The organism is Eubacterium sp. CAG:156 (genome assembly GCF_000434315.1).
In the GTDB taxonomy this organism is placed as follows: domain Bacteria; phylum Bacillota; class Clostridia; order Lachnospirales; family Lachnospiraceae; genus Eubacterium_U; species Eubacterium_U album.
The window spans coordinates 59,664-84,959 of record NZ_FR878136.1 but is presented as its reverse complement, the minus strand read 5'-3'; the positions used below and the strand labels follow the sequence as shown (position 1 = coordinate 84,959).

General features: G+C 32.5%; 25 protein-coding genes and 1 pseudogene. 23 read left to right on the top strand and 3 right to left on the bottom strand.

All coding sequences use genetic code 11. The features are described from left to right. Nucleotides 1-301: 301 nt before the first annotated feature. Nucleotides 302-1,036 carry a phosphatase gene (locus tag ABMA45_RS02040; protein ID WP_022088218.1) on the bottom strand — a complete coding sequence of 245 codons (735 nt, stop codon included), beginning with the start codon at nucleotides 1,034-1,036 and terminating at the stop codon, nucleotides 302-304. 304 nt (nucleotides 1,037-1,340) lie between these two features. Beyond that, nucleotides 1,341-2,438 (bottom strand): redox-regulated ATPase YchF, encoded by a 1,098-nt coding sequence (gene ychF / locus ABMA45_RS02035; protein WP_022088217.1) that lies wholly within the window; start codon nucleotides 2,436-2,438, stop codon nucleotides 1,341-1,343. Nucleotides 2,439-2,678: 240 nt separating this feature from the next. Between ychF and lgt the strand changes: the two genes are divergently transcribed. The 21 genes from lgt to ABMA45_RS01930 all read left to right on the top strand — a co-directional run bounded on the left by lgt (nucleotide 2,679) and on the right by ABMA45_RS01930 (nucleotide 21,557). Beyond that, entirely contained in the window at nucleotides 2,679-3,599 is a 921-nt protein-coding gene (gene lgt / locus ABMA45_RS02030; RefSeq protein ID WP_022088216.1) for a prolipoprotein diacylglyceryl transferase, read from the top strand. Between the two features lie 317 nt (nucleotides 3,600-3,916). Beyond that, the gene (mraZ, locus tag ABMA45_RS02025) at nucleotides 3,917-4,342 is read left to right on the top strand and encodes a division/cell wall cluster transcriptional repressor MraZ (protein WP_022088215.1); all 426 of its coding nucleotides are present in this window, start codon (nucleotides 3,917-3,919) and stop codon (nucleotides 4,340-4,342) included. 30 nt (nucleotides 4,343-4,372) lie between these two features. Then, nucleotides 4,373-5,308 carry a 16S rRNA (cytosine(1402)-N(4))-methyltransferase RsmH gene (gene rsmH / locus ABMA45_RS02020; RefSeq protein ID WP_022088214.1) on the top strand — a complete coding sequence of 312 codons (936 nt, stop codon included), beginning with the start codon at nucleotides 4,373-4,375 and terminating at the stop codon, nucleotides 5,306-5,308. A gap of 2 nt (nucleotides 5,309-5,310) precedes the next feature. After that, nucleotides 5,311-5,796: a cell division protein FtsL gene (locus ABMA45_RS02015; protein ID WP_022088213.1), complete on the top strand. Its 486-nt coding sequence runs from the start codon at nucleotides 5,311-5,313 to the stop codon at nucleotides 5,794-5,796. Nucleotides 5,797-5,802: 6 nt separating this feature from the next. Continuing rightward, entirely contained in the window at nucleotides 5,803-7,788 is a 1,986-nt protein-coding gene (locus ABMA45_RS02010) for a peptidoglycan D,D-transpeptidase FtsI family protein (RefSeq protein ID WP_022088212.1), read from the top strand. Between the two features lie 68 nt (nucleotides 7,789-7,856). After that, a complete protein-coding gene (locus tag ABMA45_RS02005) occupies nucleotides 7,857-9,578 on the top strand; it encodes a peptidoglycan D,D-transpeptidase FtsI family protein (RefSeq protein WP_022088211.1) in 1,722 nt (573 codons plus the stop codon). 114 nt (nucleotides 9,579-9,692) lie between these two features. Continuing rightward, the gene (gene mraY / locus ABMA45_RS02000) at nucleotides 9,693-10,664 is read left to right on the top strand and encodes a phospho-N-acetylmuramoyl-pentapeptide-transferase (protein WP_022088210.1); all 972 of its coding nucleotides are present in this window, start codon (nucleotides 9,693-9,695) and stop codon (nucleotides 10,662-10,664) included. Nucleotides 10,665-10,703: 39 nt separating this feature from the next. Continuing rightward, nucleotides 10,704-11,891 carry an FtsW/RodA/SpoVE family cell cycle protein gene (locus ABMA45_RS01995; RefSeq protein WP_022088209.1) on the top strand — a complete coding sequence of 396 codons (1,188 nt, stop codon included), beginning with the start codon at nucleotides 10,704-10,706 and terminating at the stop codon, nucleotides 11,889-11,891. A gap of 22 nt (nucleotides 11,892-11,913) precedes the next feature. After that, nucleotides 11,914-13,095 carry a cell division protein FtsQ/DivIB gene (locus tag ABMA45_RS01990; protein WP_022088208.1) on the top strand — a complete coding sequence of 394 codons (1,182 nt, stop codon included), beginning with the start codon at nucleotides 11,914-11,916 and terminating at the stop codon, nucleotides 13,093-13,095. A 170-nt stretch (nucleotides 13,096-13,265) separates the two neighbouring features. Beyond that, entirely contained in the window at nucleotides 13,266-14,384 is a 1,119-nt protein-coding gene (gene ftsZ, locus ABMA45_RS01985; protein ID WP_022088207.1) for a cell division protein FtsZ, read from the top strand. A gap of 131 nt (nucleotides 14,385-14,515) precedes the next feature. Further along, entirely contained in the window at nucleotides 14,516-14,893 is a 378-nt protein-coding gene (locus tag ABMA45_RS01980; protein WP_022088206.1) for a GntR family transcriptional regulator, read from the top strand. Further along, entirely contained in the window at nucleotides 14,893-15,126 is a 234-nt protein-coding gene (locus ABMA45_RS01975; RefSeq protein WP_022088205.1) for an ATP-binding cassette domain-containing protein, read from the top strand. Before ABMA45_RS01980 ends, ABMA45_RS01975 begins: the two co-directional genes overlap by 1 nt. Nucleotides 15,127-15,179: 53 nt before the next feature. Beyond that, on the top strand, nucleotides 15,180-15,416 hold the full coding sequence (locus tag ABMA45_RS01970; RefSeq protein ID WP_348029896.1) for a hypothetical protein: 237 nt from the start codon (nucleotides 15,180-15,182) through the stop codon (nucleotides 15,414-15,416). A 236-nt stretch (nucleotides 15,417-15,652) separates the two neighbouring features. After that, nucleotides 15,653-16,528: a pyridoxal 5'-phosphate synthase lyase subunit PdxS gene (pdxS, locus tag ABMA45_RS01965; RefSeq protein WP_022088203.1), complete on the top strand. Its 876-nt coding sequence runs from the start codon at nucleotides 15,653-15,655 to the stop codon at nucleotides 16,526-16,528. 61 nt (nucleotides 16,529-16,589) lie between these two features. Further along, on the top strand, nucleotides 16,590-17,162 hold the full coding sequence (pdxT, locus tag ABMA45_RS01960) for a pyridoxal 5'-phosphate synthase glutaminase subunit PdxT (protein WP_022088202.1): 573 nt from the start codon (nucleotides 16,590-16,592) through the stop codon (nucleotides 17,160-17,162). Between the two features lie 159 nt (nucleotides 17,163-17,321). After that, nucleotides 17,322-18,227 (top strand): sigma-E processing peptidase SpoIIGA, encoded by a 906-nt coding sequence (locus ABMA45_RS01955; RefSeq protein ID WP_022088201.1) that lies wholly within the window; start codon nucleotides 17,322-17,324, stop codon nucleotides 18,225-18,227. A gap of 90 nt (nucleotides 18,228-18,317) precedes the next feature. Beyond that, nucleotides 18,318-19,019 carry an RNA polymerase sporulation sigma factor SigE gene (gene sigE, locus ABMA45_RS01950; RefSeq protein ID WP_348029897.1) on the top strand — a complete coding sequence of 234 codons (702 nt, stop codon included), beginning with the start codon at nucleotides 18,318-18,320 and terminating at the stop codon, nucleotides 19,017-19,019. A gap of 99 nt (nucleotides 19,020-19,118) precedes the next feature. Then, nucleotides 19,119-19,895, top strand: coding sequence for an RNA polymerase sporulation sigma factor SigG (sigG, locus tag ABMA45_RS01945; RefSeq protein WP_022088199.1), 777 nt, complete (start codon nucleotides 19,119-19,121; stop codon nucleotides 19,893-19,895). A gap of 183 nt (nucleotides 19,896-20,078) precedes the next feature. After that, the gene (locus tag ABMA45_RS01940; RefSeq protein ID WP_022088198.1) at nucleotides 20,079-20,342 is read left to right on the top strand and encodes a PRC-barrel domain-containing protein; all 264 of its coding nucleotides are present in this window, start codon (nucleotides 20,079-20,081) and stop codon (nucleotides 20,340-20,342) included. Nucleotides 20,343-20,404: 62 nt separating this feature from the next. After that, nucleotides 20,405-20,854, top strand: coding sequence for a transcriptional regulator NrdR (nrdR, locus tag ABMA45_RS01935; protein WP_022088197.1), 450 nt, complete (start codon nucleotides 20,405-20,407; stop codon nucleotides 20,852-20,854). A 187-nt stretch (nucleotides 20,855-21,041) separates the two neighbouring features. Beyond that, nucleotides 21,042-21,557, top strand: a complete 516-nt coding sequence (locus ABMA45_RS01930; RefSeq protein WP_022088196.1) for a YqeG family HAD IIIA-type phosphatase — start codon at nucleotides 21,042-21,044, stop codon at nucleotides 21,555-21,557. A 686-nt stretch (nucleotides 21,558-22,243) separates the two neighbouring features. On the opposite strand, the gene ABMA45_RS01925 is transcribed toward ABMA45_RS01930, so the two are convergent. Then, the gene (locus tag ABMA45_RS01925; protein ID WP_022088195.1) at nucleotides 22,244-23,110 is read right to left on the bottom strand and encodes a shikimate dehydrogenase; all 867 of its coding nucleotides are present in this window, start codon (nucleotides 23,108-23,110) and stop codon (nucleotides 22,244-22,246) included. A 664-nt stretch (nucleotides 23,111-23,774) separates the two neighbouring features. On the opposite strand from ABMA45_RS01925, the gene aroD reads away from it, so the two are divergent. Next, nucleotides 23,775-25,037 (top strand): type I 3-dehydroquinate dehydratase, encoded by a 1,263-nt coding sequence (gene aroD, locus ABMA45_RS01920; RefSeq protein WP_022088194.1) that lies wholly within the window; start codon nucleotides 23,775-23,777, stop codon nucleotides 25,035-25,037. Between the two features lie 116 nt (nucleotides 25,038-25,153). Further along, nucleotides 25,154-25,296: pseudogene (locus ABMA45_RS01915) on the top strand (elongation factor P); the annotation flags it as partial.

Genomic DNA, 25,296 nt, shown 5'->3' with positions numbered 1-25,296 from the left:
ACTTTGAAAACTGCGTTTTCAGCCAGAATATGCACTGAATATTTGAACCGACGGCGACAAATGCTCTTTCTTTTAAGTTTTATAGCCATCGCAAATTTAGTTTATTAGTTTTATAGTCATTATAAATTTTGTTATATCAATTTATATGATGTTGGGGGGCAAAAGCACCAAACATTGATGCCTATGGATTATTCCGTGCTATGCACTTTCACAATCCTACCCAATATTCGCATATCGTGGGAATTATCCCACTCTTTGCTCATATTGTGACCTTGACATCATTTGCATTATAATTTTTAAATTAATGGTATAATCTGTTTTTGGCATTTTCATTTATATATTCTTCAAATTTCTTTGAGTCATAATTGATTATGAGTTTATCAGGAAAGTTTACTTTTTTAATAATTGGTTCGATGCAAGTATAGTTTGCAATGTCATTCATGTAGTGAGCGTCGCTACCGCATATCATAGGTACATCATATTTCATTGACAATTTCATTAGAGTTTCCTGATTTTGTGCTACATTTAAACGGGAAGAACTACGTAGGGCGTTGTTGTTAAGCTCTAATAAGGTATGGTATTCTTTAGCTGCTTTTACTACAGCTTCGTAATCTAAAGGGCAATGTCCGTCATCAGGATGACTGATTATGTCGATGTCAGCATTTTTTATTGCGTTGATTATTGCAGTAGTATTTTCGTCGATGCTTCCCGGTTTGTAACATTGAAAATGAATTCCCGCTATTCTTAAATCTAAATGTTTAATATGTTCAGGCTTTAAATCTAAGGTTCCTTTGTAGTCAAGTATATTAATTTCAGCACCAAGCATGAGTTTAACTCCATATTGCATATGTGGAACTACTTTTATGTTGAAAAAGTAGAATGGATTGCATGCACCAGGAATTCCGGGACCGTGTTCTGTTATGCCTAAAATATCCAAGTTACGATTGGATGCTTCTTTAATCATTTCGTTGATTGTACCATAAGCGTGCCCACTGGCTAATGTATGTGTGTGAACATCTAATTTAATTTCTTTCATATAATAATCTCCTGATAATATGTATTGCATAATTAATTTGTTTTTATTTGGGATGAATGTAAAACTTAAAAGAAAGAGCATTTGTCGCCGTCGGTTCAAATATTCAGTGCATATTCTGGCTGAAAACGCAGTTTTCAAAGTTAGAATATGTGCTGAATATTTAGAACTGCTACGAGCGGCAAGCAGCGCGAGCGTTCTTTCGTTAAGTTTTACATTCATCCCAAATTGAAAGGTAAATGTAAAGATTGAATTTCTATATATAAAAATAAGACCATCTGATAAACAAATGGTCTTATTGATAATGCTATACATTAAATCTGAAAAGAATTACATCTCCATCTTTTACAATATAGTCTTTTCCTTCAAGGCCTACAAGACCTTTTTCTTTTGCTTTTGAATAAGAACCACAGTCAAGCAAATCCTGATAATTTACAACTTCGGCTTTGATAAATCCACGTTCAAAATCAGTGTGAATTTTGCCGGCAGCCTGTGGAGCTTTTGTACCTTTCTTGATTGTCCATGCTCTTGTTTCATCTTCACCTGATGTTAAATAACTGATGAGACCAAGAAGAGAATAACTTGCTTTGATTAGTTTATCAAGACCTGATTCCTTTAATCCTAAGTCTTCAAGGAACATTTGCTTTTCGTCATCATCTAATTCAGAAATTTCCTGTTCGATTTCAGCACTGATTACAAAAACTTCGCAATTGTTCTCAGCAGCAAACTTTCTTACAGCAGCAACGTGTTCGTTAGAAGCACCGTCATCAGCTAAATCATCTTCAGAAACATTTGCAGCAAAGATAACAGGTTTGTATGTTAAAAGATTATATTCTTTAATCCATGCCTGTTCATCTTCATCATCAGTATCAAATCCGATTGCAAGATTTCCTGCTTCAAGATAAGCTTTTAATCTCTGTAAGAAATCAAGTTCTTTAGCTAAAGTCTTATCATTTCTTGCACCTCTTGTCGTCTTAGCGATACGACGTTCCAAAATTTCTGCATCAGATAAGATTAATTCAAGATTAATAGTTTCAATATCTCTTAAAGGATTAATGTTTCCGTCTACATGGATAACATTTGTGTCCTCAAAACATCTTACAACATGTACGATTGCGTCAACCTCACGGATATTGGCAAGGAACTGGTTTCCAAGACCTTCACCTTTAGAAGCACCCTTTACTAATCCTGCTATGTCAACAAATTCAATAACTGCAGGTGTTACTTTAGCTGAGTTGTATAAAGCAGCTAACTTGTTAAGTCTCTCATCAGGGACTGCAACAACACCAACGTTAGGGTCGATAGTACAGAAAGGATAATTTGCTGATTCTGCACCGGCCTTTGTTAATGAATTAAATAAAGTACTTTTGCCTACATTTGGTAAGCCTACAATACCTAACTTCATATGAAATCCTCCGTTTCTTTGGTATTACCACATCATAGTTTAGCATACTTTTATAAATTTGAAAATAAGAATAAATGCAGTTAAAACAAAGAAGGCAAAAGAGCGGTAAACATTGACATTAAATATTGTCAAAGATATAATCGGAGAAGACAAAAAAGCCTAGATTAAAAATTAAGAAAATGATATTAATTAATAGGAAAATAGCAATAAGAAGATAAAAAGAATAAGAAGGAAAGTTATATGAATAGTATTTTAGCAACCAGCATTGAATTTGCCAATTTGGGAATAAAACTTAATAATGTTGGAAAAAGTATTTCGATATTTGGAGTTGATATTGCTTATTATGGAATGATAATAGCAACAGGTATGATATTAGGAATAATTGTTACGTGTGCAGAAGCAAAGAGAACAGGACAGGATCCAAATGACTATATTGATTTCGCAATATATGCAATTATATTTAGCGTTATTGGAGCAAGACTTTATTATGTAATATTCAGTTGGGATTATTATAAGAAAAATCCGGGACAGATATTAAATATAAGAGGTGGAGGACTTGCAATATATGGTGGAATAATTGCAGCAATAATTACGTGTTTTGTATATACGAGAATTAAAAAAATGTCAATGCCAAGAGTAATGGACACGGCAGTGTTAGGATTAATACTTGGACAGATACTTGGAAGATGGGGTAATTTCTTTAACAGAGAAGCGTTCGGAGGAGTTGCATCAGGTAAAAATCCATTCGCAATGAAAATATATTTTGACAGTCATTATAGTATAACTCAGGTTCCGGATTCCGTAAGAGAAGGAATGGAGAAAATGTTTGGCAAAACATTGGAACAGATAGGATACATTCAGGTTCATCCTACATTTTTATATGAATCATGTTGGAATCTGGTACTATTAATTATATTACTTATATTTAGAGATAAGAAGAAATATAATGGAGAGGTATTTTTGTGGTATATAATCGGGTATGGAACAGGAAGATTCTTTATTGAGGGACTACGCTCTGACCAACTTATAATGCCGGTTACAGGATGGCCTGTTTCGCAGGTATTATCTTTAATACTTGTAATAGTAGGAATAGCATTTGCTATTTATATGAGAAATAAATTAAAAAAGGATGTTGATGACACATCGGAAATTGAAATATAAAAGTGAATAGTAATTATTTTAAAAAGCTTCGTCTTATTTTAGGCGAAGCTTTTTATTTACACGAGCAACGAGCCAAAGTCCATGCTTGCGTGAGACCTTGGCGACTGCCGCGATAACTTGAGAAACTCGCAAAGCGTGTTTCTCATAGTTTGTATAAGAAAACTAATTTGTAAGAAATGTATGGCAAATACAGCAAAAAAAGTATTGCAGAAAGCCCATATTTGTACTAAAATAGCCTTATGAGTGGCACAAAGTGGAGAAAAGTGGTTAAAAGTGGTTGAAAATTAGCAAAAAACCATAAAAAGTAGGTGATTTCAATGTTAATGGGACAATACAATCAAAAAGTTGATACAAAAGGTAGAGCAATTGTCCCTGCCAAGTTTAGAGAAGAACTTGGGGAGAAGTTTGTAATTACCAAAGGATTAGACCAGTGTATATTCGGGTTTACAGAAAGTGAATGGAATATATTAGCTGAAAAAATTGGGTCACTATCATTAACAGACAAAAATGTCCGTAAATTTGTTAGATTTTTCCTCGCGGGGGCAGCAACCCTTGAGACTGATAAACAGGGAAGAGTTTTAATACCTGCAGAATTAAGGGCATATGCCTCACTTGAAAAAGATATAGTATGGGTAGGCGCAGGAAAAAGAATAGAAATCTGGAATCCAGATAAATGGGCAGAAAATACAGAATATGATGACATGGATGAAATTGCAGAGCACATGTCAGAACTTGGAATATAGAATATAAAACAATTAGAAAAGAGGGGTCATATGGATTTCAAACATGTGTCAGTACTTTTAGAAGAAACCATTGATGGCTTAGATATAAAACCGGACGGAATATATGTAGATGGAACATTAGGCGGAGGCGGACATGCATATGAAGTATGCAAGCGTCTGTCGAATAAAGGTAGATTCATAGGAATTGATCAGGATGGAGAAGCCTTAGAAGCAGCAAGAAAAAGATTAAGTGAATTTGAAGACAAGACATCATTAGTAAGAAGCAACTATTGTGAGATAGACACAATACTTAAGGATTTGAATGTAGAAAAAGTTGATGGAATCGTATTGGATTTAGGCGTTTCTTCATATCAAATTGATAATTTGGAAAGAGGATTTTCTTACAAATCAGATGCTCCACTTGATATGAGAATGGACACAAGACAAAGCAGAACAGCAAGCAGTGTTGTTAATGAATACAGCGAGATGGAACTTAACAGAATAATCAGAGATTATGGTGAAGACAAATTTGCAAAGAATATTGCAAAGCATATCGTAAAAGCGAGAGAAGAAAAGAAAATCGAAACAACAAAAGAATTAAGTGACATTATAAAGGGTGCGATACCTATGAAAGTACAGAGTAAAGGTGGACATCCTGCAAAGAAGACATTTCAGGCAATAAGAATTGAAGTAAACAGAGAATTAGAAGTGTTGAGTCAGTCGCTAGATACAATGATTGATCATTTAAAACCGGGTGGAAGAATTTGTATAATAACGTTCCACTCATTAGAAGACAGAATAGTAAAAGTTAAATTTAAGGAAAATGAAAATCCTTGTACATGCCCACCTAATTTTCCGGTGTGCGTTTGCGGAAAAGTATCAAAAGGAAAGGTTATTACAAGGAAGCCTATAATCCCTTCTGAAGAGGAGATTGAGGTGAATAAGAGAGCAAAAAGCTCAAAACTAAGAATATTTGAAAGGCGATAGCAATGAAACAGGGAAAAAGGGAGTACGGATATCGTAGTAATGCATATATAGACGGAAATACAGTTAGAAAAGAAGAAATAGTTCCAGAGAGAACAAGACGAGTATATAAAGATGGAAAAAGAGTATATGAGTCAGAAAGACAAATAAGAGAAAGGGAAAGAGCATTACATATGAATGGTTCATATGTATTTTTCCTTACAGGAGTATTTGCGGTATGTCTTGCAATGTGCTTTGGATATTTATATGTACAGTCAGAAATTTCTCAAACAAGAAGTGAAATTTCAAAATTAAAAACAGACATTAGCACAGTAGCTTCACAAAATGACTCATTAAATTATTCTATAAACAGTTGTATGGATACAAACAACATTTATAAAAAGGCAACACAGGAAATGGGTATGACTCAGGCTACAGATGAGCAGATAGTTTTCTACAAATCAAGCGATAGCGGTTATACCGTGCAGTATGGAGATATTCCGAAAGAATAAAAGATTATGGTAGAAAATAGAAGAAGACCGGCAAGACGGTCATATAAGAGAGCAGAATTTAATAAAGGAATGCAGAAAAAGCTAGCGATTGTATTTGTATTAATCATCCTAGCTTTATTTGCGTTATGTATAAGAATTGGATATTTGACAAAGGCAAAAGGAGATGAATATTCAATTAAGGTATTGGCACAGCAAGGTTATACAAGCAAGACACTTCCTTATAAAAGAGGAGACATTTTAGATAGAAATGGAAATGTGTTAGCAACAAGCGTTAAAGTATACAATCTTGTGATTGATTCAAAGGTAATTCTTAGCAACAAAAAATATCTTGAACCAACAGTAAATGTTTTGACAAGATATTTTGACTTGAATAAAGATGAACTTACAAAAGGCATAAAAGAAAGAAAAGATAACAGTTACTGGGTAGTATTAAAGCAGTTAGAATACAAAGATATAGAAGGGTATAAGGATTATATTAATAAGGAAGACCCATCAAAAGAAGAAGCAAAGGAAATATCCTATGTAAAGGGTGTATGGTTTGAAGAAGAATATAAGAGAATGTATCCGTATAATTCATTAGCATGCAGCACTTTAGGATTTGTTAATAAAGATGGAAGTGCGAATATTGGAATTGAATCAAGTTATAATGATGTACTTTCAGGGCTTAACGGACGAGAATATGGATATGTAAATTCAGATAACAGTATGGAGACTGTAATTAAGGATCCTACTAATGGAGATACAGTTGTATCGACTATAGACATGAATATACAAAGAATTGTTCAAAAAGCAATAAAGAAATATATGAAAAAATATCAGCCAAAGAGACTTGCAGCAGTAATAGCAGACCCTAATACAGGTGAAATACTTGCTATGGCTGATAATACAACGTTTAATTTAAATGAACCATGGGATTTATCATTTAAATACACAGAACAGGAACAGGAAAATCTTTCAGAAAAAGAAATTTCTGATGCGCTTAATTCAAGATGGAAAAACTTTTGTGTAAGTGATTCATTTGAACCGGGTTCAACAATTAAACCGTTTACTATTGCTGCGGCATATGAAGAAGGAAAAACTACAAGAAACAGCACATATTTTTGTGATGGATATGAAGTTGTAGGTGGATTTACTATTAGATGTCATGATGTTTCAGGACATGGAACAATCACAACAAAACAGGCATTGGCATATTCATGTAATGATGCTCTTATGAGAATCGGATTTGATTTAGGAGCAAAAAAATTAGTTGAATATCAGAGAAGATTTGGATTTGGTGCGAAAACAGGTATAGATTTACCAAGTGAAACAAGAGGACTTGTATATGATAGTAATATGGGGGCATCAAGTTTAGCTACTAATTCATTTGGACAGAATATCAATGTAAACATGATTCAAATGGTTGCAGGATTTTCTTCTTTAGTAAATGGCGGAAATTATTACGAACCACATGTAGTAAAAGAAGTTGTTTCAGAGGATGGAGAATTAATTGATAATTATTCAAAGACTTTAGTAAAGGAAACAGTAACTGATAAAACTTCTGATTTTATAAAAGAAGCGTTAAGAGCTGTAGTTACAGACGGAACAGGTAAAACAGCAGCTATTCCGGGATATACAATTGGTGGTAAAACAGGTACAGCAGAAAAGCATTATACAGATGGAAAGACAGGAAGAATTCCAGGAGAATATATCGTTTCATTTTTAGGATGTGCACCTGTGGAAAATCCTGAGGTAGTATGCTATACAATCATGGATTCTCCAAAAGAGGATACACAGTCTACAGCGTTTAGTACAGAATTTTGGACATATATTATGAAACAGGTACTTCCATATATGGGTGTTTCTCAGACTGAAGATGCAGGAAAAGATAAGGATATAACAAATACAAAAAAGAGTGATATAAAGGATAATTATTCTCAGGGAATAACACAGGAGGATATGCCTGTAGAAACACAGACAGAAAATCAAAATGATTATACAGGTGAAGAATAATTATTTATACAGAATATGTTTAAAATGACAGAATATATTAGTAGTAATCATTAAAAAAATGGTTATTTATGAAACTGGGTAAAGTAAGAACCAAGCAACGTAAAATGATGCTTATATATGTCTGCATAATATACATAATGATGTTAGGGGTATTTGGAAAACTTGTATATATAATGGTAGTTAAGGGTGAATATTATTCTCAGAAAGCTTTGGATGTGCAGGAAAGAGAACGTAGAATTAAAGCTGCCAGAGGAAAAATATTAGACAGAAATAATAATGTTATTGCGTCTAACAAAACTGTATGTACGGTTTCGGTAATTCACAGACAGATTAGAGATACGGACGCAGTAATTAAGATGTTATGTGAAGAACTGGATTTAGAAGAAAAAGAAGTAAGAAAAAAAGTAGAAAAAGTAAGTGTAAGAGAAAAAATAAAGTCCAATGTGGATAAAGAAATAGGAGATAAAATACGAAGCTATGATTTTGACGGCGTAAAGGTTGACGAAGATTACAAAAGGTATTATCCTTATTCTTCGATGGCATCAAAAGTGTTAGGATTTACCGGAGCGGATAATCAGGGCATTGTAGGACTTGAGGTTAAATATGACAAATATCTTCAGGGCAAGGACGGACTCATTCTAACGCCTACTGACTCAAGGGGAATAGAGTTAGATACAGCATTAGAAGAAAGAGTTGAACCTGTACCCGGCTATAATCTGGTTACAGGAATAGATATAAATATTCAAAAATATTGTGAACAAATAGCTTACAATGCATTAGGAGCAAAGCAGGCAAATTATGTTTCGGTGATAGTTATGAATCCTAAAAACGGAGAAATAATGGCCATGGTAAATGCACCGGAATTTGATTTGAACAATCCATATTCTCTTACAGAAGAATTTTCAAATGATACTTCCGGAAAATCAAAACAGGATTTACTTAATAATATGTGGAGAAATCAATGCATAAATGACACATATGAGCCGGGTTCTACGTTTAAAATTGTTACGGCAACCGCGGCTTTGTCAGAAAATCTTGTAAGTTTGGATTCGACATTTAATTGTCCGGGATTTGTAGTTGTAGATGACAGAAGGATAAGATGCCATAAGACTACTGGGCATGGAAGTCAGGATTTTGTACATGGAACCATGAATTCGTGCAATCCGGTATTTGTAAATGTTGGATTAAGAGTTGGAGTAAAAAAGTTTTATAATTATATGGATAAGCTTGGACTTTTAAAAACAACCGGAATTGATTTGCCTGGCGAAGCAGGAACAATTATTCATAAACAGAAAAATGTAGGGAATGTTGAATTAGCAACAATGTCATTTGGTCAGTCGTTTCAGATTACACCTGTACAGTTTTTGACTGCGGCAAGTGCCATAGTAAATGGAGGTAATTTGGTAACTCCACATTTTGGTGTTGAAATTCGAAATGAAAACAATGAAACAGTTAAAAAATTAAAATATAATGAAAAGAAAAATGTAATAAGCAAAGATGTTTCAGAAAAAATGAAATATATTTTGGAAAAAGTGGTTGCTGAAGGAACGGGAAATAAAGCACAGGTTGAAGGATATAGAATAGGTGGAAAGACCGCCACATCGCAGAAACTTCCAAGAAGTGCCAGAAAATATATAGCATCTTTTATGGCATTTGCACCTGCTAATGATCCACAGGTTATTGCGATGATAATTGTTGATGAACCGCAAGGAGTATATTATGGAGGAACAGTAGTTGGACCGTTAATGAAACAACTATATGAGAATATTTTACCGTATGTTGTTAAATAAAATATAATGCATACTTATTAAAAATGTGATATATATTTAATGCACGTAAATTAAATCGCTTTTCTATTTGTAAAGAAGTGATTATAATTATAAAAAACAGAAAGAGGAGAAAAAATGGATACAAATATTATTTTTGGAATAATTATGTCATTTGTTATTAGCATAATTTTATGCCCTATAGTAATTCCAATATTAAAAAAAGTAAAATTTGGACAGTATATTAGAGAAGAAGGGCCGGAGAGTCATAAAAGCAAAGCAGGAACACCTACAATGGGTGGAATGATTATTTTATTTAGTTTAATCGTAACATCTTTGTTCTTTATAAAAGATTATCCAAAGATTGTTCCAATATTATTTGTAACAATAGGATTTGGAATTGTAGGATTTTTAGATGACTTCATTAAAGTAGTTATGAAGAGAAATGAAGGCTTAAATCAGATACAGAAAATGTTGTGTGAAATTGTTATCACAGCAATATTCGCATTTTATATGGTAAAATATTCAGGAATGGGAACAGAAATTATAATTCCATTTACACATGGTCAGACAGTTGACATGGGATGGTTGTTTATACCAATGCTGTTCTTCGTTGTATTAGGAACTGTAAATGGAGCTAATTTTACAGATGGTTTAGATGGATTGGCCACAAGTGTTACATTAATGATAGCAGTATTTTTCATGGTGGTTTCAATAGGAACAAATAGTGGAATAGCACCAGTTACAGCAGCTTTAGCAGGTGCATTAATGGGATTCTTATTATTCAATGTATATCCTGCAAGAGTATTTATGGGAGACACAGGTTCCTTAGCACTTGGCGGATTTGTTGCTGCAACAGCATATATGATGAAAATGCCATTATTTATTTTGATAGTTGCATTTATTTATCTCATGGAAATAGTAACAGTTATGATGCAGGTTACATATTTCAAAATAACAAAGAAAATATATGGTCAGGGAAGAAGAATTTTCAAAATGACACCAATACATCATCATTTTGAAAAATGTGGATATATGGAAACACAGATAGTTGCAGCATTTACAGTTATAACAGCAGTATTATGCCTTTTAGGATATGTAGCATTATAAAATGATAATATAAATTAAAACGCTTAGAAAGGAGTAAATATGAAAACAGAGTACAATTCAGTTTCAGAAGATGAAATTGTTAAAACTAAAAAAGAAAAGAAATCTGCAAATTATTTTGACTATAGCCTTTTATGCGTTTTAATTTTTTTGATTTGCCTTGGATTTGTATTACTTTATAGTGCAAGTTCCTATTCGGCTCAGTTAGCTAAAGGCGATGCAAGTTATTATGTAAAAAGAGAAATTATATTTACTATTGCAGGAGGGGTTGTAGGTTGGTTTGTTATAAAAAATTCAAAGTTTTTTATAACACTTATGAATAGAATGGCAATGCCAATGTACATAGTTTCTATTGTTTGTGTTGTAATGGTTGTGGCAACACCTCTTGGAATCGAAAGAAATGGTGCAAAAAGATGGTTAGGATATGGAATATTTTCTTTCCAGCCGGCAGAATTTGTAAAATTTACGGTTATAGTGCTTACTGCAAGTCTGTTGTCAAAATGTTCACAAAAGGCGTTAAAGGATTACAGAAACATATGGCGCGTATATAGTTATACAATTGTAGCGACACTTTCAATCATGGTATTAACATCTAACTTAAGTTCAGCCATTATAATTGCAACAATACCGGCTATTATGATTTTAGTAGTAGGTGTGCCAAAGAAATTTGTTAAACAGGCGATATTTCTTGTAGCATTAGCAGCAATTCCAATGGGAGCATATTTAACATTACATGGTGATGGATTTAGATTGAATCGTATTTCGGTATGGCTAAATCCGGAAGATAATGCGGCTGATGGTGGATTTCAGGTGCTTCAGGGATTGTATGCCATAGGTTCAGGAGGATTATTTGGTAAAGGATTAGGACAGAGTGCACAGAAACTTGGTTTTGTTCCTGAAAGTGCAAATGATATGATTTTTTCAATTGTATGCGAAGAATTAGGATTGTTTGGAGCAGTTGCAATTATTGTTTTATTTGCATTTATAATAAGAAGAATGAGAATTATAGCAGGAAATGCACCGGATTTATTTTCATCATTACTGGTTGTTGGTGTTATGGCACAAATATCAGTTCAGGTAGTGCTTAACATAGCGGTTGTAACAAATTCAATCCCAAACACAGGTGTATCTCTTCCATTTATAAGTTATGGAGGAACATCAATATTGTTCCTGTTATATGAAATGTCACTTGTATTAGCTGTCTCAAAACAGATTAAGAGAATACAATAAGAAAAGGAGTTGATGCAGTTTTATGAGCAGAAAAATGGATAGAAAACGTGCGCAGATGAAAAAACAGCGTCAACACCGACATCAGACGCAGATAAAAAATCATCAGCAGGCGGAAAGAATCGAACAAAAACGAAGACACGAAAGAGAAAATAAAGAAAGAAATGAAAGACGTCAGGAAGAGTTAAGACGTCAGGAACAGAGAAAGAAAAAACTTCAGACTAAAAAGGCAGAAGAAAAAGAGAGAATTCTTCAGAAAAAAGCACAGGAAAGAGCAAGAAAGAACGAGGAGAAAGAAGAAAGACGTATTCAAAAAGAAAGTAAAAAAAGAATACGTAAAATGCGATTTAGAAAAGCAACAAGAACTTTAAGGAAGGTGCTTAAAGTTGTTTTAAGTATTTCTGCAGTTGTGGCAGCGGTATTTTGCATTATATATTTTGGCTTTAAATTAAATTCCGTAGAAATGAAAGGAAATGAAATATACACACAGCAGGAATTGACGGATTACATATTTAAAGATGGAAAAAATAAAAATACATTTGTATTCTGGTTAAAAGCAAAAACCGGAATAGGAAAAGTGGAAATTCCGTTTTTAGATAAATATGATGTCAAAATGAAGTCACCATCAAAAATTCAATTATCGGTATATGAAAAAAGTCTAATTGGTTATGTGGAAAAAGATGGCATATATATTTATTTTGACAGAGACGGTGTTATAGAAAAATTAGCTACCGAGAAAATAAAAGGTATTCCAAATGTTGTTGGAATCGAAATTAATAATCCTAAATTGTATGAAAAATTTGAAGTTAAAGATGAAGATGTATATGATTTGCTACTGACTGTTTCCCAGGCAATTCAGAAATATAACTTTAATGTAAAGAAAATTGAAATTACAGAAGATGGACAGGCTTCTATTTACATAAAGAAAGTAAAAATTGAATTTGGAAAAGGCAGAGACTTAAATGAAAAAATGATAGATTTGAGTGATATGATTGATGGAGGACTTCTTAAATATAAAGGCACTCTTAACATGAAGTCTTTGAGTACAGATGGAAGCGGATATACTTTAAAGGAAAATGAAACTAAGACATCATCCCAGAGTGAAAGTGAGAGTGTGGATAATACAAATCAGGATGAAACACAAAATAATAGTAATCCGGTAAGTAATGAAGCAACAAATGAAGAAACTACAGCAGTTGAACAGTAAAAATTTAAAAATATTATTATTTTGTAAAAAAATTTGTTGATATTTTTTTCAAACGAATATATTATATATAATATATGCAATGAAGTAGATTTTTTGTCTACATTGTTGTATACTAATTGAGTTAGAGTATCGAGAATAATGAATGAAATGAAACGAAGGAGGACAAGCTCTTGATAGAAATCACAACAAATGAAACAGAAGCAGTTGCAAAGATTATCGTTATAGGCGTTGGTGGCGCAGGTAATAATGCTGTTAACCGTATGATAGATGAAAATATAGGTGGAGTAGAATTTATTGGTGTAAATACAGATGCACAGGCATTAAAGAGATGTAAAGCACCAACAACATTACAGATTGGTGAAAAGGTAACTAAGGGACTTGGTGCAGGAGCTAAGCCTGAAGTTGGTGAAGCAGCAGCAGAAGAGAATGTTGAAGAATTAGCTCAGTTAATCAAGGGAGCAGACATGGTGTTTGTTACTTGTGGTATGGGCGGTGGAACAGGTACAGGAGCTGCACCTGTTGTTGCAAGAATCGCTAAGGAACAGGGCGTACTTACAGTAGGTGTTGTTACAAAGCCTTTTAGATTTGAAGCTAAGACAAGAATGAACAATGCATTAGCAGGGGTAGAAAGATTAAAGGAAAATGTTGATACTTTAATTGTTATTCCTAATGATAAATTACTTGAAATCGTTGATAGAAGAACAACAATGCCTGAAGCATTAAAGAAAGCTGATGAAGTATTACAGCAGTCAGTACAGGGTATTACAGACTTAATTAATGTACCTGCATTAATTAACCTTGACTTTGCTGATGTACAGACAGTTATGAGAGATGCAGGTATTGCACATATCGGTATCGGTTCAGCAAGTGGTGATGAAAAAGCTAACGAAGCAGTTCAGATGGCTGTAACATCTCCATTACTTGAAACAACAATTGAAGGTGCTAAGCACGTTATCGTTAATATTACAGGTGATGTATCACTCTTTGAAGCTAATGAAGCAGCAAGTTATGTTCAGGAATTAGCAGGTGAAGATGCTAATATCATCTTTGGTGTTCGTTATGATGATACATATCCTGACGAATGTTCAATTACTGTTATGGCTACAGGAATTGATCAGGGTAGTGCAATCACAGCTAATCCATTTACAACAGGAAAGACAACAAGACCTTTTGGTGGAATATCAGGTGCATCAACAATTAAGCCATTTACATCAAGCCAGCCGATAAAACCACAGCCAACAGTAGAACCAAGAGAATTAAAGATTCCTGATTTCTTACAGAACAAATAAATTAGATTAAAATATATAAAAGAGACAGACTCGTATTTTGATATAGGTCTGTCTCTTTTTGTGTTCAACTTGACAAATAACTACACTACAACTATACTACATTATATGAGTAATGTAGTAGGAGAAACATAATGGATATTAATGAAAATAGTATGGTCCCTATTTATGTTCAAATTGCAGAAGCTATAGAAGACGATATTTTATCAGGTAAACTTGAAGAAGGAGAATCATGTTATTCACAATTGGTTTTGGCAAAGGAATTGCATGTTAATCCGGCAACCGCTGCAAAGGGAATAAATCTTCTTGTTAACAGAGGAATTTTAATTAAAAAAAGAGGTCAGGCAATGACCATTGCAGTTAATGCTAAAAAACTTGTTGAAGACAGAAAACGAAAAGAAGAGATGACTAAGATAGTAGACGACCTGGTTTGCTGGGGAAACAGATTATCGATGTCTAAACAGGAAGTGATTGAGCTGATAGAAGAAAAATATAAGGAGATAGGGCAGTAATGAGTAATGAGATTAAAATAGAAAATCTGAAATTTGGATATGGATATAAAAGTAAAAAGATATTCAATTGTTTAAATGTTAGCATAGCACCGGGACAAATAGTTGGAATAGTTGGAAGAAATGGTGAAGGAAAAACAACATTGATGAAGCTTATAGCAGGAAAACTCAGTCCCGATGAAGGAAATGTATTGATTGATGGTAGGGATCCGGCAACTGACATTGAGACTGAATAGTAAGGCATGCACCGGAAATACATAGCGATTATATTAAGGATATATATGAAAATATGGAATTCAACGTATATATAAAGGATCATAAGATGCATATAGAAAGCAAACAGAAAAATAAACTGTATTTAGTGTTGTCTAAAGATGTATTTTTAGGTAGTTTTACGAATAGATTTGACAATAGTAATGTTGGATACAATACTGATGTGGAAAATTACTATTTGTCAAGTTATGAGGTAAATGTGCATATTCCAAAAAAATATATAGTTCAGGAAGAAAGTGTAGGATGGGATTAAAATATAAGTCATGATAATAAGCATAATTAATACAAATGAATAAATATAAAAAAACTGGTATTGTCTAAAAATGCTAAAATGGATATTTAGACAGTATCAGTTTTTTTGTATTATGTAAAAGTAAAAAAGATATATCAAATTAGAAGCCTAAATATGAAAGAGAATAGGTTGAATTTACAGACGCGTTTGTAATCCTAAAAATAAATACAAATAAAGGTATTATAAGGAGAGCAAAAATGGCAAATAAAAGATATGAACTTAATAAGGAATTGGCACAGATGTTAAAGGGTGGAGTAATTATGGATGTTACAACACCGGAACAGGCAAAGATAGCAGAAGAAGCAGGAGCATGTGCGGTAATGGCACTTGAAAGAATTCCGGCAGATATTAGAGCAGCAGGCGGTGTGGCAAGAATGAGTGACCCTGCAATGATTAAAGAAATTCAGGAAGCAGTTTCAATTCCTGTCATGGCAAAGTGCAGAATCGGTCATTTTGCTGAAGCTCAGATTTTAGAAGCAATTGAAATCGATTACATAGATGAAAGTGAAGTGTTATCACCGGCAGATGATGTATTCCATATTGATAAGACAAAATTTAATGTTCCATTCGTATGCGGTGCAAAGGATTTAGGAGAAGCTTTAAGAAGAATCAATGAAGGAGCTTCAATGATTAGAACAAAAGGAGAACCTGGAACAGGTGATGTTGTTCAGGCAGTGCGTCATATGAGAATGATGAATCAGGAAATCGCCAGAATCGGATCAATGAGAGAAGACGAATTATACGAAGTAGCAAAAGAATTAAGAGTTCCATATGATTTAGTATTATATGTTCATGAAAATCACAGACTTCCGGTTGTTAACTTTGCAGCAGGTGGAGTTGCAACTCCTGCAGATGCAGCTTTAATGATGCAGTTAGGAGCAGAAGGTGTATTTGTAGGATCAGGTATATTTAAATCAGGAAATCCTAAGAAACGTGCTCAGGCTATAGTAAAGGCTGTAACAAACTACAATGATTATAAAATGCTTGCTGAATTATCAGAAGATTTAGGTGAAGCCATGGTTGGAATTAACGAGCAGGAAATTGAACTTTTAATGGCAAAAAGAGGAGAATAATCTAATCTTAAAATATTAAGCTTTAGGTTATATCTGATACTAAAATGTAAGGAGGCATACAATGAAAGTTGCAGTACTTGCAGTGCAGGGTGCATATATAGAACATGAAAAAATGCTTGAAAAATTAGGGGTAGAATGCATTGAACTTCGTAAAAAAGAAGATTTGGATAAAGAATTTGATGGCATTATACTTCCAGGGGGAGAGAGTACAGTTCAGGGTAAATTAATCAAAGAACTTGGAATGGAAGACGAAATAAAAAATAAAATAAAAAACGGACTTTCGGCACTTGCAACATGTGCAGGAATGATACTTTTAGCTGAAGAAATAGCAAATGATGATAAAGTTCATTTAGGACTGTTGCCTGTAAAAATAAAGAGAAATGCTTATGGAAGACAATTAGGCAGCTTTTATACGGAAGAAGAAATGAAGGGGATAGGAAAGGTCCCAATGACATTTATCAGGGCTCCATATGTGGAAGCAGTTAAATGTGGCACAGAAATTATGGCTGTGGTAAATGAAAAAATTGTAGCCGTAAAATACAATAATATGTTAGCAATGTCATTTCATCCTGAATTAGATGAGAGTGATAAAATACATAAATATTTCGTAGATATGATAAAAAATAATAAATAAAATTTACTTTTATTTATTAAAGATGTCAGGAAAGCAGATTTTACGTTTTAAGAAAAATACATTTACATTTTTTGTAAATGTATTTTTTTATTACACGAGAGTTCGACAAATTTTTCGGGGCTTTAAGTATATAATGACTTTACCATTTGGAGGTGAAGGATGCATGTAATATATGTAGACGTGTATTTTGCAATAAACTTTCTAATGGATTTTATTATTTTAGTTGTTGCAAAACAGATACTTAACTTTAAAGGAAAAATAGAGGTACGAACAGCAATCAGATGTGTTATCGCAGCTTTATTTGGAGCAACTTACAGTGTAATAATATTAGTGCTTAAAGTAAAATACGGAGTGCTGCAAATATTATTTACATGGCTGATTGTCCCATGTATAATGACCGGAATTGCGTTTAATAACAGAAAGTTATCTGGAATAAAAATGCTGACTGTTGTATATTGTGTTACTTTTGTGTTGAATGGGGTGGTATCAATGCTTAGCAGCTATAGTTTTTGGGGGAAAACAGTGGCACAGGCAAAAACACAGGAACACAAAAAATTAAATGTACTAATGCTGATGTTTGGAATAGTAATTGGATGTCTGCTAATGAAGGTGGCAGTTTATCAAATGCTAAACAAACTCAAGATCCGCAAAAATCTGTATAATGTACGAATTGTAAATGGCGATTCAAAGATAGAAACAGTCGCTTTAGAAGATACAGGAAATAGTTTAAGAGAACCGTACAAAGGCAGACCGGTATCTGTTTTGCAATACAATGTAATAAAACAAATTTTAACCGGAAATGAGAAATGTTTTCTTATTCCATTCAAATCAGTTGGAAGTCAAAATGGAATATTGACGGGAATTACTGTTGATTATATGGAAATTAAAAATAGAGACATTAATTTGAAAATTTCAAATCCGGTATTAGGAATTTATAAAGGAATGTTTAATAACGATAAAAAATATCAGATGCTTTTAAATTCTGAATTTATTCTACATAATAGTGAAACAAATCAAAAACAAATAGGCGATTGCGAAAATTGCAATATGTACTCGCAATTTTGAAACAAATTAAATAGGCGATTGCGAAATTGCAGTGCATGTCCACAATTAAAAATTAAAGAGAGGAGAGAAAAATTGCTTAAAAATTTAAATGTGATTCCTGTGCTTACCAGATGGATACTTTCAGATGAGTGCAATGAAGTACATTATATCGGAGGACCGGATGTGCTTCCGGCTCCACTTGAAGGTGAAGAAGAGGCAAAACAGTTAGAAAAATTAATAAATGAAAACGATGAATCAGCAAGAAGAATGTTGATAGAACATAATTTGAGACTGGTTGTATACATAGCAAAAAAATTTGATAATACAGGGGTAGGCGTAGAAGATTTGATATCAATAGGAACAATTGGTCTTATTAAAGGAATAAATACGTTTAAGACAGATAAAAACATAAAACTTGCTACATATGCATCACGTTGTATTGAAAATGAAATACTAATGTATTTGAGAAGAAACAATAAAACAAAACTTGAAGTATCTATAGATGAGCCTTTAAATGTTGACTGGGATGGTAATGAACTTTTGCTTTCGGACATTCTTGGAACAGATGAGGACGTTATTTCAAGAGGACTTGAAAATGAAGTGGAGAAAAGTCTGTTAAAAAAAGCTATTGAAAAATTAAATAAACGTGAAAAAGCAATAGTGGAAATGAGATTTGGACTAAATAATAAAGAAGGGGAGGAGATGACACAGAAGGAAGTTGCAGATTTTCTTGGAATATCACAATCTTACATATCAAGATTAGAAAAAAAGATAATGAATCGACTAAAAAAAGAAATTGTAAAATATGAATAATGTATAAAGAGCCGTGTTTTTGTTAATCATTTAAATGTAATACAAATTGACAAATATTTGTTTGCTGATAAGAAGTAATTGAATGATTTGGAGGGAAATATGGCTCTTTTTAAAGTGGAAATAAGTGGAGTAAACACGACACAATTACCGTTACTGACAAATGAAGAAAAAACTGAACTTTTTAAAGAGATAAAAAAAGGAAACAAAGAAGCAAGGGAAAGGTACATTCAGGGGAATTTGAGACTTGTGCTAAGTATTATTCAGAGATTTTCGGGAAGCAATGAAAATATGGATGATTTGTTTCAGATTGGATGTGTTGGACTTATAAAAGCAGTTGACAATTTTGATGACACATTAAATGTAAAGTTTTCAACCTATGCAGTGCCTATGATTGCAGGAGAACTAAAGAGATTTTTAAGAGACAATGCATCAATCAGAGTAAGCAGGTCGATAAAAGATACAGCGTATAAAGCTATTTATGCTAAAGAACGTATAATGAAGACAAGCAATAAAGAACCAACCATAAGTGAAATATCAAAAGAAATTGGAGCTACATCTGAAGAAGTTATATATGCCTTAGATGCAATACAAAGTCCGGTATCTTTATTTGACCCGGTATATGACCAGGGAGGAGATACTTTGTATGTGATGGACCAGATAAGTGATAAAAAAAATAAAGAAGAAAAATGGGTAGATAGAATAGCTCTTGCTGAAGCAATTAAAGGGCTACCGGAAAGAGAAAAAGAAATAATAGACTTAAGATTTTTTAAGGGAAAAACACAAATGGAAATAGCTGATGAAATAGGAATTTCTCAGGCACAGGTTAGCAGACTTGAAAAAAATGCGATAAAGGCAATGAAGCATTATATGCGATAATGAGTGATAAAACGCTATATGGGATAAAAAATGTAAAGCAAAATATGTAATAATAATGATAAAAAAATAGATGACATGGAAATACAAAATAATATATCAGTTAAAATAATAAAACACTATATAAGATAAAATCATAAAATACAAATTTTTCTCATAAAATAAAAAAAAGACTGCAGAGCAAAAATGAGAATATGTGAGTTAAAACAGAAAGAAGTAATTAATTGTTGTGACTGTAAAATGATAGGCTCGGTAGAAGACTTGGAATTTGATATTTGCACAGGATGTATAGAAGCACTGATTGTGCCCGGGCCTACAAAATTCTGTAATCTTATATGTAGCGATTTTGAATATATAATTCCTGTAAAATGTGTAAAGCAGATTGGGGCTGATATTATTTTGGTTAGTGTAGACTTAGATGATGTAAAGCATAAGTACAAAACGTCTTGACCAGATAACTAATTCTTTTTATAATCAATTTATGACTGGAATTAAGTATTAGGAGGCAGAATATGAAGTGCCCATTTTGTGGAGAAGAAAATACAAAGGTAATTGATTCAAGACCGGCAGAAGAGAATAATTCTATCAGACGCCGAAGACAGTGTGAGGTATGTGGTAAACGTTTTACTACATATGAAAAAGTAGAAACAATACCTCTTATCGTTATAAAGAAAGATGATAACAGAGAGCCGTATGATAGAAGTAAGATAGAGAGGGGAATTGTACGTTCATGTCATAAAAGACCTGTATCTTATGATCAGATAGTATCTACGGTTGAAGAAATAGAGGCAGAGATATTTAATAAAGAAGAAAAAGAGATTTCAAGTAACGAGATTGGTGAAATCGTTATGGATAAAATTAAAGAATTAGACCAGGTTGCATATGTAAGATTTGCTTCTGTATATAGAGAGTTTAAAGATGTAAATACATTTATGGATGAGTTAAAGAAATTTTTAAATTAGTACATCTGATGATGTAAGAATAACTTTGATTAGTGCATCTAATGATGTAGAAATATTTTAAAATTGTGTATCTGATGATGTAGGAACATTTTAAATTAGAGCATCTCACAATGTAGGAACATTTTAAATTAGAGCATTTGATGATGTAAGAACATCGTAAATAAAAGATAGAACGCAGGAGAAAAATATGCTTGAAAGATTTTACCCAAATGAATATGTAAATTCTGTAGAAGATATAGATTTTGACATGTATTATAAACAGGGGATAAGAGGAGTGATATTTGATATTGACAATACATTAGTTCCTCATGGACATCCCGCTACAGATAAGAGTATTGAATTTTTCGAAAAATTAAGAAAAATAGGACTTGATACGTGTCTTATTTCAAATAACCAGGAACCAAGAGTTGAGCCATTCGCTTATGCAGTTAAGTCAAAATACATATTTGATGCACATAAACCTTCAACTAGGAACTATAAAAAAGCGATGGAATTAATGCACACAGATGTAGATTCTACAATATTTGTAGGCGACCAGATATTCACAGATGTGTATGGCGCAAACAGAACCGGAATCCAGAGTGTGATGGTTAAAAAAATCGATAAAAAAGAAGAAATTCAAATAGTTTTAAAAAGAATTCCTGAAAAATTTATTTTATGGCGTTGGAAAAAGAAAATGTCTAAAGTTGTTGGAAATAATTAAGGAACAGTTGAAATGATATGGTTGAATTATGGCTTAGGATTATAGTTTGAAATAGCAAATAACTTAGGATTATAGCTTAGAATTATAACTCGGGATTATAGCTTAGAATTATAATTTAGGTTTATAGCAGGCAAGATGATATAAGGTGGAATTGTCATTATATGATTAATTAAAGAAAAATATCTTAAATTATTGAATTACGGATATATGATAAAGAATAATTAAAAAAACGTAAAAAATAACAGATATTTCTTCAATAAAATAATTTCTTTAGCATTATTACGGATTGTAATTAGAATTGAAAAATAATCCGTAAAAAAGTATTGAAAATATGATGATTTTTTGAAATTAAGAATGAAAAATACGGATGATATTTAATATTTTTAATATCATCCGTATTTAACTTTATAAAGAAAATTATTTTTGAACAAATTTACGGATTATACGGAAAATAGGAAGAAAATCCGTAATATAGTTTACATAATTAGAACCAGATAGTATTTCATTCCATTTAATCTTTGTTGTTATTATAGACTAATGTAAACTCAATATATTTTTAACCCAAGAGGCTTATGAAAAATAGTCTGTATTATTTAAACCAAGAAACTTACACAAAATATTCGACACTATCTAACACAAGAAGCTTACATAAAAATAAATGTCTTAAAAAATTTTTATTAGTTATTCTAAAAATATTTTGCTTTAATCTTGTCAATAGGCATTTCTTTTCCGGTCCAAAGTTTAAAGGCTTCTGCTCCCTGATACAAAAGCATGTATAAACCGTTGAATACAGGGCAACCTATTTCTTTGCTCATTTTCATAAGTTTTGTTTCTAGCGGATTGTAAACAATATCAGAAACAATTAATTCAGGATGCAAAAATGAACTGTTTTTGATAATGCAGGAATCGTTATTTGGAGCCATTCCAAGAGATGTTCCGTTAGTTAAAATTGTGCTTGAATCTAATGATTTTTTTAAGGAAGTTTCATCGTTTAAATCATATAAAGAAATTTTAGATGAAGTAGCTTCGTTTAATTTGTCAATTAGGATTTGAGCTTTATCAAAATTTACGCCTGGTCTGTTGTAAACGTCGATTTCTTTTACACCATCAATTGCAGCCTGGACAAGAATGGAAGAAGCGGCACCACCTGCACCCATTAATGTCATTTTCCCGCCGATTATATCAAATCCGGCATCTTTAACAGACTGCATATATCCAGTTCCGTCAGTGTTATGACCTACAAATTTTCCATCTACATTGACTACAGTGTTAACTGCGCCAATTAGATTAGCGGCAAGTGATAATTCATCACATAGTTCCCACATTTTAATTTTGTCGGGCATTGTACAGTTAAAACCGGCAACTCCTAATGTTCGCAACCCCTCAACTGCTGATTCCATATTATTTTCATCTACATCAAAGCACAAATATACATAATCTAAACCTAAAAGTCGAAACGATTCATTGTGCATGGCTGGTGATTTGCTATGTGCAACAGGACTGCCAAGAAGACCTGTAAGTTTTGTTGAACCTGTTATATTTATATTTTCCATTGTAGTACCTCCGTTGTGATTAGTGGATGTGTTTGTTTTTATTGATTAATAATTCTCGCCATAATTAATAAATTATCTATGCCACAATTAAAATAACAACTTTTATCACAATTAAATAAATTAATAACCTTTATCATAATTATTAATAACCTTTATTGTGATTAAGCCAAAAATTTTAATATTTGTTTATTACATGACATATGTTGAATTAATTCAGCAACGTATATTATGATACATAAATTTGAAAGCAAATGGAAGTAGGTTTTGATAAATGCAGGATATTTATTAGATGAGCATTAGTAAAGATTTTGTCTATGACATGTTTTATCTATAAACATACATTTAGATATAATATCCTAATATAAATTTTATTTAAATTATAATTTTGAAGTATAAACATTCATTTAAATATAAAATTCCAGTATAAATATTCATTTAAATATAAAATTATAGTATAAATTTTCATTTAAATTATAATTTCCAAGTATAAACTTTCGTTTTAATATAATGTTTAATTTATAACCGGTTCAAACTGCTTCAAACATTTTTCACTCTTTTATATAAAACTCATATATGTTATAATATATGTCAAATGCCGTAATTTTTAATATATGGCAAATAATGTAAAAGGAGGAATAATTCCCAAAAAGGAATTAGAAGAAAAATGAAACAAATTAAGGTCGGAAACCTTGAACTTAGCGACGGTCACCCCAAAGTGTGCGTACCGATAGTAGGCGAAAATCACGATGAAGTGATAGAACAGGCAAAAGAAGTTGTGGAGATGAATCCTGATATAATCGAATGGAGATGTGATTTCTTTGACAGCGTTTATATCGATGAAGTAGAAAATATGTTGATAGATTTGCGTGAGGTAATTAAAGATATACCATTAATCTTTACTTTCAGAACTGATGGCGAAGGTGGAGAAAAATTTATCTCAAACAACAGTTATTATGATTTGAATGTTCAGGTAGCTAAGACAGGACTGGCTGAATTAATAGATGTAGAAGCCTACTCTAAAGATTCAATTGCCTTAGACATGATAGAAGAAATACATACGGCAGGAGCGAAAGTAATTGGCTCAAATCATCATTTTAATGAAACACCATCAAGAGAAAAGATTGTGGAAACATTAATGACAATGGAAGAACTTGGAGCAGATATATGTAAAATGGCAGTAATGCCAAGTTGCGAAGAGGATGTTAAAGAACTTGTATATGGTTCTATTGAGGCAAATGAAAAAATGATAGCACCTATTGTTACAATGTCAATGGGAGAATTAGGTGCTGTAACAAGAGTATGTGGAAAGACAACAGGCTCAGTAATAACATTTGCGGCAGGTGTAAATGCATCAGCACCGGGACAAATGACAATTGAGCAGGTTAGAAATATATTAAATATTAATTGTGATGATATCAAAGATAAAAATATATTTATGATTGGCTTTATGGGCACGGGAAAAACTACAATATCAAATGCGTTAGGCTATATTACAGGAATGCCGGTTATTGATATTGATAAATACATAGAAGAACAGGAAAATATGTCTATAAGTGATATATTTGAAAAAAATGGGGAAGAATATTTTAGAAAACTTGAAACAAAAGCTTTAGAAGACATGCAAATTAATGCAGGAAAAATAGTATCATGCGGTGGTGGAGTTGTTCTTAAAGATGAAAATATAGAAATAATGAAAGAAGGCGGAAGAACAGTACTTCTCACGGCAGAACCGAAAACTATTTATGACCGCATATGCGAAAATAAAGACAGACCACTTTTGAATAATCATATGACAGTAGAATATATAGAAAAAATGATTGCTGACAGAGAAAAAAGATATCAAAAGGCAGCTCAGGTTTCTATAGCAACAGATGGAAAAAGCAGAGTTGAAATCTGTGGTGAGATTTTAGAGACAATAATAAAATAGAAGCAGTGTAGGCAGAAGTGTAGGCGGATGACAAAAAATAGTTGAAATAATAATAATATTATTATAAAATAAAACATAGCGTGGTAAAACACAATGAACTGTTAGGAGGAAATATTATGATAGCAGCAGGCGATTTTAGAAATGGTGTTACAATCGAAGTTGAAGGACAGATTTATCAGATTATCGAATTTCAGCATGTAAAACCAGGTAAAGGCGCAGCGTTCGTTAGAACAAAATTAAAAAATATCAAGAGTGGCGG